The organism is Thiomonas bhubaneswarensis, assembly GCF_001418255.1.
Lineage (GTDB): Bacteria > Pseudomonadota > Gammaproteobacteria > Burkholderiales > Burkholderiaceae_C > Thiomonas > Thiomonas bhubaneswarensis.
The window spans coordinates 171098-183548 of the sequence record NZ_LIPV01000003.1 but is presented as its reverse complement, the minus strand read 5'-3'; the positions used below and the strand labels follow the sequence as shown (position 1 = coordinate 183548).

General features: G+C 66.2%; 15 protein-coding genes. 7 read left to right on the top strand and 8 right to left on the bottom strand.

Features of this window, described 5'->3' with window-relative positions; genetic code table 11:
* The first annotated feature begins 105 nt into the window (after positions 1–105).
* Both ASC45_RS05315 and miaB read left to right on the top strand, forming a co-directional pair.
* On the top strand, positions 106–483 hold the full coding sequence (locus tag ASC45_RS05315) for a hypothetical protein (RefSeq protein ID WP_055449993.1): 378 nt from the start codon (positions 106–108) through the stop codon (positions 481–483).
* A 12-nt stretch (positions 484–495) separates the two neighbouring features.
* Complete coding sequence (miaB, locus tag ASC45_RS05310; protein WP_055450148.1) at positions 496–1857, top strand: tRNA (N6-isopentenyl adenosine(37)-C2)-methylthiotransferase MiaB; 1362 nt, start codon at positions 496–498, stop codon at positions 1855–1857.
* Here the strand turns inward: miaB and ASC45_RS05305 are convergent.
* The 5 genes from ASC45_RS05305 to ASC45_RS05285 form a co-directional block, all read right to left on the bottom strand.
* Positions 1850–3082 (bottom strand): D-alanyl-D-alanine carboxypeptidase family protein, encoded by a 1233-nt coding sequence (locus tag ASC45_RS05305; RefSeq protein WP_055449992.1) that lies wholly within the window; start codon positions 3080–3082, stop codon positions 1850–1852. The genes miaB and ASC45_RS05305 overlap by 8 nt on opposite strands.
* A 158-nt stretch (positions 3083–3240) precedes the next feature.
* Positions 3241–3921 carry an alpha/beta hydrolase gene (locus ASC45_RS05300; RefSeq protein WP_055450147.1) on the bottom strand — a complete coding sequence of 227 codons (681 nt, stop codon included), beginning with the start codon at positions 3919–3921 and terminating at the stop codon, positions 3241–3243.
* Positions 3922–3926: 5 nt separating this feature from the next.
* Entirely contained in the window at positions 3927–4268 is a 342-nt protein-coding gene (locus ASC45_RS05295) for a (2Fe-2S) ferredoxin domain-containing protein (protein WP_055449991.1), read from the bottom strand.
* Positions 4269–4274: 6 nt separating this feature from the next.
* Positions 4275–5417 carry a VanZ family protein gene (locus ASC45_RS05290; RefSeq protein ID WP_055449990.1) on the bottom strand — a complete coding sequence of 381 codons (1143 nt, stop codon included), beginning with the start codon at positions 5415–5417 and terminating at the stop codon, positions 4275–4277.
* A 217-nt stretch (positions 5418–5634) separates the two neighbouring features.
* The gene (locus ASC45_RS05285; RefSeq protein WP_055449989.1) at positions 5635–6072 is read right to left on the bottom strand and encodes a CopD family protein; all 438 of its coding nucleotides are present in this window, start codon (positions 6070–6072) and stop codon (positions 5635–5637) included.
* Between the two features lie 258 nt (positions 6073–6330).
* On the opposite strand from ASC45_RS05285, the gene hemB reads away from it, so the two are divergent.
* Positions 6331–7329, top strand: a complete 999-nt coding sequence (gene hemB, locus ASC45_RS05280; protein WP_425427607.1) for a porphobilinogen synthase — start codon at positions 6331–6333, stop codon at positions 7327–7329.
* 16 nt (positions 7330–7345) lie between these two features.
* On the top strand, positions 7346–8023 hold the full coding sequence (locus tag ASC45_RS05275) for a cytochrome b/b6 domain-containing protein (RefSeq protein WP_055449987.1): 678 nt from the start codon (positions 7346–7348) through the stop codon (positions 8021–8023).
* 1 nt (position 8024) lies between these two features.
* Here ASC45_RS05275 and thpR read toward each other — a convergent pair whose 3' ends face one another.
* A complete protein-coding gene (thpR, locus tag ASC45_RS05270; protein WP_055449986.1) occupies positions 8025–8576 on the bottom strand; it encodes an RNA 2',3'-cyclic phosphodiesterase in 552 nt (183 codons plus the stop codon).
* Between the two features lie 76 nt (positions 8577–8652).
* Between thpR and ASC45_RS05265 the strand changes: the two genes are divergently transcribed.
* Complete coding sequence (locus ASC45_RS05265; protein WP_055449985.1) at positions 8653–9636, top strand: ChaN family lipoprotein; 984 nt, start codon at positions 8653–8655, stop codon at positions 9634–9636.
* Positions 9633–9902 (top strand): GDCCVxC domain-containing (seleno)protein, encoded by a 270-nt coding sequence (locus ASC45_RS15445; protein WP_072242979.1) that lies wholly within the window; start codon positions 9633–9635, stop codon positions 9900–9902. Before ASC45_RS05265 ends, ASC45_RS15445 begins: the two co-directional genes overlap by 4 nt.
* On the opposite strand, the gene ASC45_RS05260 is transcribed toward ASC45_RS15445, so the two are convergent.
* On the bottom strand, positions 9891–10655 hold the full coding sequence (locus ASC45_RS05260; RefSeq protein WP_055449984.1) for a YoaK family protein: 765 nt from the start codon (positions 10653–10655) through the stop codon (positions 9891–9893). The genes ASC45_RS15445 and ASC45_RS05260 overlap by 12 nt on opposite strands.
* Before the next feature lie 65 nt (positions 10656–10720).
* Between ASC45_RS05260 and ASC45_RS05255 the strand changes: the two genes are divergently transcribed.
* Positions 10721–11647 carry a DMT family transporter gene (locus tag ASC45_RS05255; RefSeq protein WP_055449983.1) on the top strand — a complete coding sequence of 309 codons (927 nt, stop codon included), beginning with the start codon at positions 10721–10723 and terminating at the stop codon, positions 11645–11647.
* A 3-nt stretch (positions 11648–11650) separates the two neighbouring features.
* On the opposite strand, the gene ASC45_RS05250 is transcribed toward ASC45_RS05255, so the two are convergent.
* Complete coding sequence (locus ASC45_RS05250) at positions 11651–12445, bottom strand: sulfurtransferase (RefSeq protein ID WP_055449982.1); 795 nt, start codon at positions 12443–12445, stop codon at positions 11651–11653.
* Positions 12446–12451 lie beyond the last annotated feature (6 nt).

Below are 12451 nucleotides of genomic sequence, written 5' to 3'. Positions count from 1 at the left end.
ACGACACACTGTGACCTCCCGCTCACCCTAACTTAGAATCAAGGCATTTCGCGCGAAGCCCATGCACTGCAGCGTGGGCTTTTTTGCTTTGCTCAGGAGTCCGAGATGAAACCTCCTTACCTGCCCCGCAGCATCGCCGCGCAAGCCGCTCTGGGCATGGCGCTTGGCCTGGGGGCAGCAAGCGCTGCGCTGGCGCAGATGACTTACCCGATGGGCAGCCTGCAGGGCAAGGCCGAGTTTGGCGCCTTCCCCAAGGTCAGCATCAACTGCACCGATTACACCCTGGGGCCGGGCGTGCGGGTGATCAGTCCGGACAACCGCATCATTCCCCGCAGCCAGCTCAAGGGCATGCAAAGCCGCGTGGTGTTCCAGACCGACGCGATGGGCAATGTGTTTCGCATCTGGCTGGTGAGCGACGCCGTCGCCAGTCAGCTCCAACTGCCCAAGGCGCCTGGCCAATGCGGGCTGTTTTTCAGTGAATGACGGATGTCGATGGTGATGAAAAAGGTCTTTATCAAGACGTTCGGCTGCCAGATGAACGAGTACGACTCGTCGAAGATGGCCGATGTGCTGAGCGCCTCCGAGGGCTATGAGCCGGCAGCCTCGCCGCAGGAGGCCGATCTGATCCTGCTCAACACCTGCTCCATCCGCGAAAAGGCGCAGGAAAAGGTGTTCAGCGATCTGGGACGCCTGCGCGAACTCAAGGCCGACAAGCCCGACCTGCTCATCGGTGTGGGGGGCTGCGTGGCCAGCCAGGAGGGCGAGGCCATCGTCAAGCGTGCGCCCTACGTCGATCTGGTCTTCGGCCCGCAGACCTTGCACCGCCTGCCGCAGCTCATCGCCCAGCGCCGTGCGCAGGGACGGGCGCAGGTGGACATCAGTTTTCCGGAAATCGAAAAATTCGACAACCTGCCGCCTGCGCGAGTGGAAGGCCCCACGGCCTTCGTCTCCATCATGGAAGGCTGCAGCAAGTATTGCAGCTATTGCGTCGTGCCCTATACCCGCGGCGAGGAAGTGTCGCGCCCGCTGGTCGACGTGCTCACCGAGGTGGCCGAACTGGCCGCGCTCGGCGTGCGCGAGGTCACGCTGCTGGGCCAGAACGTCAACGCCTGGCGCGGCGCGACCGAGGACGAGGACTTCGCCTTCCTGCTCGAGTGCGTGGCCGAGATCGACGGCATCGAGCGCATCCGTTACACCACCAGCCATCCCAAGGAATTCACCCAGCGGCTAATCGACGCCTACGGTCGCATTCCCAAGCTGGTCAACCATGTGCACCTGCCGGTGCAGCATGGCAGCGACCGCATTCTGGCGGCGATGAAGCGCGGCTACACCGCGCTGGAGTTCAAGAGCATCGTGCGGCGGCTGCGCGCGGTGCGGCCCGACATCTGCATCGGCTCGGATTTCATCGTCGGCTTTCCGGGCGAGACTGATACCGATTTCGCGCAATTGATGAAGCTGATCGAGGACATGCGGTTCGACGCCAGCTTCAGCTTCATTTTCAGCCCGCGCCCCGGCACCCCGGCCGCCAATCTGCCCGATGACACGCCGGCGGAGGTCAAGCTCCAGCGGCTGCAGACCCTGCAGGCGCGCATCGAGGCGCAGGCTTCGGCCATCAGCGCCGCCATGGTGGGAACCGAGCAGCCGGTGCTCGTCGAAGGGCCGAGCAAAAAAGACCCTTCGGAGTTGCAGGGCCGCACCGAGAACAACCGCATCGTGCATCTGAAGGGCAACAAGCGGCTGATCGGCAAGATCGTCCCCGTGCGCATCACCATGGCCTACCCGCACTCGCTGCGCGGCGAGGTTGGCAGGGTGCAGGCGGAGCAGGCCGCAGTGGCCTGCTCCTCGGTTATCACTTGATCATCAGCCTCAGGCTGTCCCAGGCACGGCCGAACAGTCCGGCCTCGGGCACGGCCTTGATGACTTCCAGCGGATAGGTCGCCAGCGGCTTGCCGCTGATGCTGACGTCGAGCTGGCCGACGCGCTGACCGGCCGCAAGCGGCGCCACCAGAGGATCGGGCCGCACCACCTTGGTCTGCAGATCCTTGCCCATGCCGCGCGGCACGGAGATGACCACCGGCACGGTGGAGCCCAGTTCGACCTTGTCGGCAACGCCCTTCCAGACCGGCGCGGTCAGCACCGGTTTGCCGGGCGTGGCCAGCACGATGTCGTCGAAATTCTGATAGCCCCAGTTGAGCAGCACCTGGCTCTCCTCACCCCGCGCCCGCTCGGTGGGCGTGCCCATCACCACGGTGAGCAGTCGGCGCGGGCCGTTGGGAAACTGGCGCTGCGCCGAGGTGATCATGCAATAGCCGGCTTCGGCGGTGTAGCCCGTCTTCATGCCATCGACGGACGGGTCGGTGAACAGCAGGCTGACGCGGTTGGGCTGAGTGATGTGGTTGTAGGTGAACTCCTTGACCTTGAAGTAGCGCGCGTAATCGGCCGGGAAGTCGCGGATGATGTGGGTGGCGATGACGGAGAGGTCATAGGCCGTGGTGTGGTGGCCGGGGTCGGGCAGGCCGGTGGGGTCCATGAAATGCGTGCCCTTGAGGCCCCACTGTTGCGCCTGGCGGTTCATCATGGCGACGAAGGCGCTGGTCGAGCCAGCCACGGTCTGCGCCAGGGTCATCGCGGCGTCGTTGCCTGATTGCACGATCATGCCCAGCAGCAGGTCGTTGACCGACACCGGCACCCGTGGGTCGATGAACATGCGCGAGCCGCCAGTCTGCCAGGCCTCTTTCGATTCGGTGACTTTCTGATCGAGCTTGATCGTGCCTTCCTTGAGCGCCTTGAAGGTGAGGTAGGCGGTCATCAGCTTGGTCAGCGAAGCCGGAGCTTCCTGCTGGTGGGCGTTGTGCTCGGCGAGGATCTGGCCGCTGGTCAGATCGACCACCAGCCAGGCACGGGCGTCGAGTTTGGGCGGCGGGACGTTGGCCAGCAGGGCCTGCATCGGCGTGAGCGCAGGGGCGGCGGCGCTGGCAGCGGGCGCGGGTTTCGCAGCCGAAGCGGGCGCAGCCTGCGCCAGAGGAGACAGGGCCAGCAGACTAGCTGCGCTGCAGACGGTGATAAAGGATCGAAGGGACATGGGAGATTGATCGATAGGCACAAAACAAGCAAAACAATGCAAAGTAGCAGCAGCATCGCTGCTCAGGAGTAACGAATGTTTGCTCCTGCTTAGTGGTAGCAGACGGTCGGAGCAAAAAATCACGAGAAGGTTCGCGCCGCCGAGCCAATGCACCAGGCTTACCCGCACCCCGCGCCGTGCCACCGGCACACCCAGTCGCGCAGCGGCAGCAGCAGGCCGTGGAAAAAATGTCCCGCGCCGGGGAAGACCACGACCGGCAGCGCCTGCGGCCTGGCCCAGTCGACCACGGCCTGCAGCGGCACCACGTCGTCCTGCTCGCCATGCAGCACCAGCAGGGTCTGCGCCAGCGGCGCCGCGTTCGGCGGCCTGACCTGCGGCACCTCGAAGCGGGTGACGGCCGTGCCGACCAGGGTGAGATGCTGCAGCGCCCTGCCCCGCTGCTGCAGCGCCAGGGCACAGCGCGCCGCCACAGCAGCGCCGAAGGAAAACCCGGCCAAGGCAAGGGGCAGGTTCTCGGGCTCGGTCTGCATCGCCGCAGCCACCTCGACCGCGAAAGCATCGAGCACCGCCAACAGGTCGTCGGTTTCGCCCATGCCGTGATCGTGCTCTCCAGCGGTTTCCCCCACCCCGCGGAAGTTGGGCCGTACCGCGACGAAGCCGAGTTGCAGCCAGGCCCGGGCCAGCGTCTGCGCGACCTTGTTGTCCAGGGTGCCGCCGAAGAGCGGGTGCGGATGCGCCACCAGCGCCAGACCGTGCGGCGGGCCAGCGGGCGCATCGACCGCCACCTCGATCGGCCCCACCGGGCCGGACACGAGACGCTTGCGCGTCTGGGCGTTCATCGGCATCACACCGACCCCGACGGTTCAGCATCGGGCAGTCGCAGGCGCTCGACGATCCTGCCGCCCACCAGATGCGTGCTCACGATGTCGTCGATGTCCTCCTGATCGACATAGGTGTACCAGACGCCTTCGGGATAGACCACGCAGACCGGCCCTTCTTCGCAACGGTCGAGGCAACCGGCGCGATTGACCCTCACCTTGCCCGCGCCGGCGAGATCCAACTTCTTGACAGCTTGCTTGCAGTGCTCGAAGGCGGCCTCCGCGCCGCTGGCGGCGCAGCATGGCCGGGAGGCGCCGGCCTCGCGTTGATTCAGACAGAAAAAGATGTGGTGTTGGTAGTAGCTCATGGGATATCAGGAATGAGGGCGCGTGCGCCGCAGCGTATGCGCCAGAAGATAAACCAACACCGCGAACGGCCAAAGCCAGCTCAGCCACTGGGGCAGGCCATACAGCCGGATGAACAGCCCCTGGCTCCAGGCCTGCAGGTTCATGGCGTAATAGGGGCCGGGCCCGGAGACGTTGATCCAGAACAGGGCCAGCACCAGACTCACCCCGCCGCTGGCCGCGGCCCAGCGCGGAGGCAGATAGCTCAGCGGCAGGCCGACCATCAGCCCCAGCGCCACGCTGCGCAGATTAGGTGTCGTGGCCCAGGCCAGCGCGTGCTCGGGGCCGAAGCTCAGCACGGCCGACAGGCTGACCGCGAACAGCCCGGCCAGGGTCAACCCCAGCGCCAGCCGCAGGCGCGGCGCCCCCGGCCGCAGCAGCGAAGCCAGGGTGAGGATGCTGGCTGCGAGCATGGCTGCGGTGATGCCCGTCTGGCGCAGGATGCTCATGGGGGCGAAGTCCGGCAGACGCAGCCCACTGTTGACGAACCAGGCCGACAGCACCCGCCAGGTGTCGGTATCCAGCGCGGGTTGCAGCAGGGTCGGGCCGATCTGGCCGGTGCCGAACAACACGGCTGCAGGCCACAGCAGCGCCACCGGCCACAGCGCCAGCAGCAACAGTCCGTAGCCGACATGGGGCGCAAACCAGCGCTCGCGCCACAACCTCAGCAGGCCCGCCAGCCGCAGGCGGGGGAGCAGCCATACGCAGACCGCGGCGCCCAGGACGCCGCCCAAGGAGTTGGTCAGCCAGTCAAGATTGGACGACACGCGCATGGGCAGAAAGGCCTGCAGCGATTCCATGGCGAAGGACAGGGCGCTGGCCAGCAGACTCGCCACCAGCCACGTCGGCCAGCGCGGCCAGCGCGCGGGCAAGGTGCGGGCGACGAGGTAACCCAGAGGCAGGTAGCCGCCGACGTTGATGAACAGGTCGCTCGCGGTGATGTAGCGCGGCAGGGGAGCACGCACGAAATCAAAGGGCATCAGCCCCTGCCAGCGCCATCCCGAGAAGGGATAGAGGCTGGCATAGACGATGAGCAGCACATAGCCCGCCAGCGCATAGCGCGAAAAGCGGGAAACCGGGCGCGCGGAAGAAGAAGGCCGAGGCGAAGGCATGATCCCAGATTGTTCATGAGGGCACGGGATGATGGCGAGGCGGGTTGGGGATGGATTTGGCCCCGTGCGACAAGCCCATAGCCGTAGCTATGGGCGCGAAGCGCGGGGGCAAAGACGCCCCAAACTGACCGCCAGCACCCGTGCAGGCGCAAAGCGCCGCCTCATGGACAATCTGGGATGAAGCAACAGCGCCCGGCAGCGGCGCGCCGGGAAGGCGTCAGAAAGGCTTGATGACCACCAGCGGAATGATGATGAACAGAATGATGGTCGGAATTTCGTTGAACCAGCGATACCACTTGTGACTGCGGGTATTGGTGCCCTGCTCGAACTGCCGCAGGATGCGCTTGCACCAAAACATATAGATCACCAGCAGCACGACCAGGCTGACCTTGGTGTGAATCCACCCGTTGCCGGGGCCGTGCAGACCGATGCCGTAATACAGCCACAACACCAGACCGAGCACGATGGCCGGCCACATCAGAATGTGGGTGAAGCGGTAGAGCTTGCGGCCCATGAGCAACAGGCGGTCGCGCTCAGCCGTACTACCCTCGGGCACCATGGCCAGATTGACGAAGATGCGCGGCAGGTAGAACAGGCCCGCATACCACGCGATCACGAAAATGATGTGCCAGGTCAGCACCCATTGAAAAGCCATTTCGCACTCCCTTCTTCAGACTGACGCACAGTGTAAAAGAGCTCCCGGGAACCTCTGGGTCGGAGGGAAAACCAAAGTGGCAGGCAAAAAAATCCCCGGCAGTGCTGGCCGGGGATTCAAGCCTTGAAACAAGGCCCCGCTCAGGGAGGAGAAGCGGGAGAGGCCGCGCCTGTCGGCGCAGCATCTGGCTGGAAAAGATAGCATTGACTGCCTCAAGTTCCCGTTCCCACCTCTGCGAAGATGAAAAACTTTGTGAACATGCCGGGCTTTCCTGGCACCCGCATGCGGCGGCTGCGCCGCGACGATTTCAGCCGCCGCCTGGTGCGCGAGCACCGTCTGAGCGCCGACGATCTGATTTACCCGGTGTTCGTCCTCGACGGCCAGAACCAGCGCCAGAGCGTAGCCTCGATGCCCGGTGTGGAGCGGTTGAGCGTGGACCTGCTGCTGCCGGTGGCCGAAGAGTGCGTCAAGCTCGGCATTCCCGTGCTGGCGCTGTTTCCCGTCATCGACCCCAGGCTCAAGACGCCCGACGGCATCGAAGCCACCAACCCCGACGGCTTAGTGCCTCGCGCGGTGCACGCGCTCAAGGCCGCGTTTCCGCAACTCGGCGTGCTCACCGACGTGGCGCTCGACCCCTACACCTCGCATGGTCAGGACGGTCTGCTCGACGACAGCGGCTACATCCTCAACGAGCCCACGGTGGCCATGCTGGTCAAGCAGGCGTTGACGCACGCCAGCGCCGGGGTGGACATCGTCGCGCCCAGCGACATGATGGACGGCCGCATCGGCGCAGTGCGTCACGCTCTGGAGGAGAACGGCCACATCCTCACTCGCATCATGGCCTACAGCGCCAAATACGCCAGCGCGTTCTACGGCCCGTTTCGCGACGCCGTGGGCTCGGCCGCCAATCTGGGCAAGGCCGACAAAAAGGTCTACCAGATGGATCCGGGCAACTCCGACGAGGCGCTGCGCGAAGTCGCGCTCGACATCGCCGAGGGCGCCGACATGGTGATGGTCAAACCCGGCATGCCCTATCTCGACATCGTGCGACGGGTCAAGGACGAGTTCCACATGCCAACCTTCGCCTATCAGGTCAGCGGTGAATACGCCATGCTCAAGGCTGCGGCGCAAAACGGCTGGCTCGACCACGACGCGGTGATGATGGAATCGCTGCTGGCGTTCAAGCGCGCCGGGGCTGATGGCATCCTCACCTACTTCGCCATGGATGCGGCGCGCAAGCTGCGGCAACAGGGCTGAACCGCGGAGCCATGCGATGAAAGTGCGCGTCTGGGATCTGCCGCTGCGACTGTTCCATTGGGGGCTGGCGATTTGCGTTACCGTGTCCGTCATCACGGGGCTGGAGGGCGGTAACGCGATGCAGTACCACTACTGGAGCGGCTACACCCTGATCGCGCTGCTGGTGTTCAGGCTGGCGTGGGGGTTGATCGGGCCGCGACATGCCCGCTTCGCTCATTTTGTGCGCGGCCCCGGCGCCATCCTGCGCTACCTGCGCGGCGACGACCCGCGGCCGCCGCATCTGCGCGTGGGCCACAATCCGCTGGGCAGTCTGTCGGTCATCGCCCTGCTGCTTGTAGTGACGCTGCAGGTGGCAAGCGGCCTGTTCGCCAACGACGAGATCTTCAACGAAGGGCCGCTGGCAGGCTATGTGAGCAACCGCACCAGCGAGATTCTGACCTTCTATCACACCACCATCGGCCAGCCGCTGATCTACGCCCTGGTCGGCCTGCACATTGCGGCGATCGCGTACTACGCCATCGTCAAGCGCCAGAATCTGGTGCGCCCGATGCTCACCGGCGACGTGGATACCGTGGCCGGCGCCCCCGCCGCCCGCGACACCTGGGGCGTGAGGCTGCTCGCCTTGCTCATCGTGGCCGCAGGCGGAGCATTGGCATGGTGGATCGCGTCGCTTGGCAGCGTGGGCGGGTATTGATTCACCACCTGCCGAGCACCTCGTAACGCCCCGTACCCAAGACTGATCGCACCAGCGCGAAACCCTGCACGCGCCAGTGCAGCGGCGGGAAAATGCCGGGCGGCTTGGACTCCTGCGCCCGCCGCGCCAGGGTCACATGCGGAGCAAAGGCCCGACCGTCGAACGGCAGGCTGCGCCGTTCGACCTCGCCCGCCAGTTGCGCGCGCAAGCGCAGCAGCTCGGCTGGCGGCTGCGACGGCGCCAGATGCGCAATGCCACCCCGGGGCCACACGCAGGCACGGTCCAGGATGAGATCGAAATCGACCCATCCTGACGCGACCGCGGCACCCACTTCCATCAACTCGGGAACTCGGTTGGCGGCAACCCCCTCCATGAACAGCAGCGTGAGATGCAGTTTGGGCGCGGGCGTCGCTTTCGCCGGCACCGACATCTGCCACAACGCCTGATGACGCACGATGCGTTCGCGCATGGCGCTGCCGGGCCAGAGCGCGAAGAACAGGCGCTGCGGGGATGTGTCGTCTGGCGGCGGCGGGGAGACAGATGATGCCGACATGGGTCTTGACCTGATGCTGACGCGGGCTTGCCCGCCTGAAGTAAGTTCCAACAGATACCGAAGGAAACAAGCCGCCATGATGCCATTCAACCGATCTTCAAACCCCGACGCCACGCGACGGCGTCTGAATGTCGCGCTCGGTCTGACGGCCGGTGCGCCTCTGTGGCTTTCGGCCTCCGCAGCGCGGGCCGCTGCCCTGCCGCCGCTGCCGCGCTACACCCAGCCGGTCGAGGCGCACTCGCCGCTGGTCGGGCGCATCCTGCAGCGCGGTCGGCAGTTCATCTCGCCGCAACAGCTGGTGGACGACTGCGCACGTGCCACGCTGTGCATGCTGGGCGAGCAGCATGATCATCCCGATCATCACGCGGTGCAGGCGTGGATTGTCAGCGCGCTGGGCCAGCGCGGACAACTTGCCGCACTCGCACTGGAGATGGCCGACGCTGGTCAGCGTTTCGACGGCCCGCGCGATGCGCCCGAAGCCGTCGTACGCGCCCGGCTGCGCTGGAACGACGACGGCTGGCCTTGGGCCATGTACGCCGCGCCGGTGATGGCCGCGGTGCGCGCCGGGGTGCCTGTGGTCGGGGTCAACCTGCCGCAGGCCGACATGCGAGCCGCCATGCAGCAGGCGAAGTGGGACGCCAGCGTGCCGCCCGCGGTGCGCCAGCGCATTCTCGACGACGTGGCCGAGAGTCATTGCGGCCTTCTGCCCGCCGCGCAATTGCCGGCGATGGCGCGCATCCAGCTCGCCCGCGACGACAGCATGGCCGCGCACAGCTTGGCGCTGGCCGCGCCCGCCAAGACCGTGGTGCTGCTCACGGGCAGCTTTCATGCCGACCGCACCCTGGGCATAGCCCTGCATATCGCCGCGCATGAAGCGCGTCTGCCGCGGGGCATCGCCCGCCCGGTGCGTTTGTTCAGTCTTTTGCTCGATGGCCTCTCGCCCGAGACCAAACCCGATCTGCCTGCGGGCTATGACGCCGTGTGGTTCACCCCGGGCACGCCGCCCGTCGACCATTGCGCGCAATTGCGCCAGATGATGCAGCACCAAGGCAAGCCATGACGACATCTCCAGCCTGCTGCTCCGCCGCGAGTCCCGATCGGCCGGTCGAGCTGGTTTCGGTGTTGACCTGCCCCACCTGCGGGGCCTCCAGCACCCAGACCATGCCCGAGGATGCCTGCCTGTGGTTTTTCACCTGCCCCGCATGCGGCGCCGAGCTGCGTCCGCTGCCAGGCGACTGCTGCGTGTTCTGCTCTTACGGCAGCGTGCCCTGCCCTCCGGTGCAGCGGCAAGCGGGAAACGGCGCGCCCGATGCGTCACAGGGATGACAGCAGCCGCTTGCGCAACTTGTAAAGATCGTCCCCGACCGGCACAGCGGCCAGCAACAGCAGCAAGGCCGCCAAAGGCAAGGTGGTGACATAGCCGATGCGGGCAAAACTGATCGCACCGACCACGCCGCCGCCGAAAAACAGCAGCAGCAAGCCCGTCAACAGAGCGAGATGGCCGAGATCGGCGCGAACCGGCCGCAGTTGCGGATCGGGGGCGCGGTTCCAGTACACCATGCGCCCGAGCTCGATACCGATGTCGGTGACGATGCCCGTCACATGCGTGGTGCGGATCACCGCGTGCGACACCTTGGTGATCATCGCGTTCTGCAAACCCATCATGAAACACAGCAGCGAGACCGTAGCCGGAATGAACACCCAGTCGCGCTCCGACAGGCTCGTGCCCATCAGGCCGAACACCAGCATCACCCCTGCTTCGAGCACCAAGGGCAGCGCGTACTCGCTGTGAAGATGCTGCCTGCGACCCAGATTGATCAGCAGCGTGGACACCATGGCCCCCACCACAAAACTCAGCACCGCCCCCGTTCCGGCCGCCACCAGCGTCCAGTTCCCCACGGCGAGGTGATCGGCCATCTCCGACACGATGCCGGTCATGTGCGAGGTGTATTGATGCACGGCGACGAAACCTCCGGCATTGGCCGCGCCCGCCACCGCGGCCAGCACCAGACCGAGCACGCGGTCCGCCCAAGGCGTACGCCGACGCCCGGTCAATCGACGCAGAGTGTGCACAGGCATGACTGAAACAGGCCGCCGGCAGCGGCCCTTGCTACGAAACGAGGAACAGCACCGACAATCCGGTGATGGATTTCATTATTTTGCTCCTCGGCGGCGCAGTGCTCGGTCTCGCCGGCGTCTTTGTGCGGCTGGCCGACACCACCGCGAGCCTCGGGCCCTTCGCCAGCGCCTTCTGGCGCATGGCCGTGGCCGCGCCGTTTCTGCTGGCCTGGGCTGCGGTGGAATGGGCACGCAAGCCCGTGCCCCAGACCGCCGCGCTGCCCACACCCGGCTCCCCGCGATGGTTCACCTCGCGCCCTTCCCCGCCCACGCTGCTGGCGCACTGGCCGACCTGGGGGCTGGCGCTGTTTGCCGCAGCCATGTTCGCGCTCGATCTGGTGTTTTTTCACCTCGCGGTGACGTGGACGGCGGTGGGCAATGCCACGCTGGAGTCGAACTTCGCCCCCGTGCTCATCACCCTGGCTTTCTGGATCATCACCCGCAACGCGCCGCGGCCGGTGTTTCTCGCCGGTCTGACCGCGGCTTTGGGCGGCGCTGCGCTGATGATCGGCCCCAACTTCGGCCACAGCCGCGCGCTTCTGGGCGATGCCAGCGGTCTGGTGTCGGCCGTGTTCTATGCGGCGTATCAGGTGGGCATCCAGCAGGCGCGGCAGCGGCTGTCCACCGCGCCGCTCATGGCCGTGGTCACCCTGCTCGCAGCGTTGGTGCTCTGGCCTTTCGCTCTCGCCGAGGGGCGGATGTGGCCGACTGCGACCATCGGCTGGGCGTGGGTGCTCGGACTGGCGCTGCTGGTGCAGATCGGCGGGCAGGTGGTCATCGCCTACGCGGTGCGCAGGCTCAACCCGGCGCTCTCGTCGGTAGGTCTGCTGGTGCAGCCGGCCATGGCCGTGGTGTATGCGTGGATCCTGCTCGGCGAGGCGCTGACCGCCCCGCAACTGCTCGGCGCCGGTCTGGTGCTCGCAGGCATCTATCTGGCGCGCAAGGGGATGTGAGGTTCAGCGGTGCCGCGGTGTAGCGGGCGGGGCGAGGGTGCCATCGCTCGGGCGCAGATCGGAGCCGAGGACTTCGCGCTCGTCGAACACGAAACAGCCGCCCTCGTAATGCGCGCCACCGACCTGCTCGAAGTATTTGAGGATGCCGCCTTCGAGCTGGTAAACGCGCTCGATGCCCAGGTCTTGCATGAGCAGCGCGGCTTTTTCGCAGCGGATGCCGCCGGTGCAGAAGGTAACGACGGTCTGGCCTGCAAGGTCGGCGGCGCGCCCCTCCACTGCGGGGGCGAACTCGCTGAACTTGCCGATGCGCAAATCCATGCAGCCGACGAAGCTGCCGAGATCGCGCTCGAAGGCGTTGCGGGTGTCGAGCAGCACCACGGGGCGACCGTCGTCGTCGCATCCGGCGTCGAGCCAGGCCAGCAGGCGCTCGGGTGTCACCGCAGGCGCGCGCCCGGCCTCGGGGCGGATCTGTGGGCGGTTGAGGGTGATGATTTCGCGCTTGATTTTGACCTTCATGCGCTTGAAGGGCTGGGTCGCTGAAAGCGATTCCTTCGGGCAGAGGTCGGCCAGCCGGGCGTCGGCGCGCAAGGTCGCCATCACCGCGTCGATGGCTTGCCGCGCGCCCGCGAGAAACAGGTTGATGCCCTCGGGCGCGAGCAGGATGGTGCCCTTGAGCTGCAGCGCGTCGCACTGCGACTTCAGCCGCGCCTGCCAGCCGGGCAGATCGTCGAGGCTGACGAATTTGTAGCAGGAGATATTGACCACGGCGGGCGTGGAGGCGGGTGGCGGTGTCGTCATGGGCGG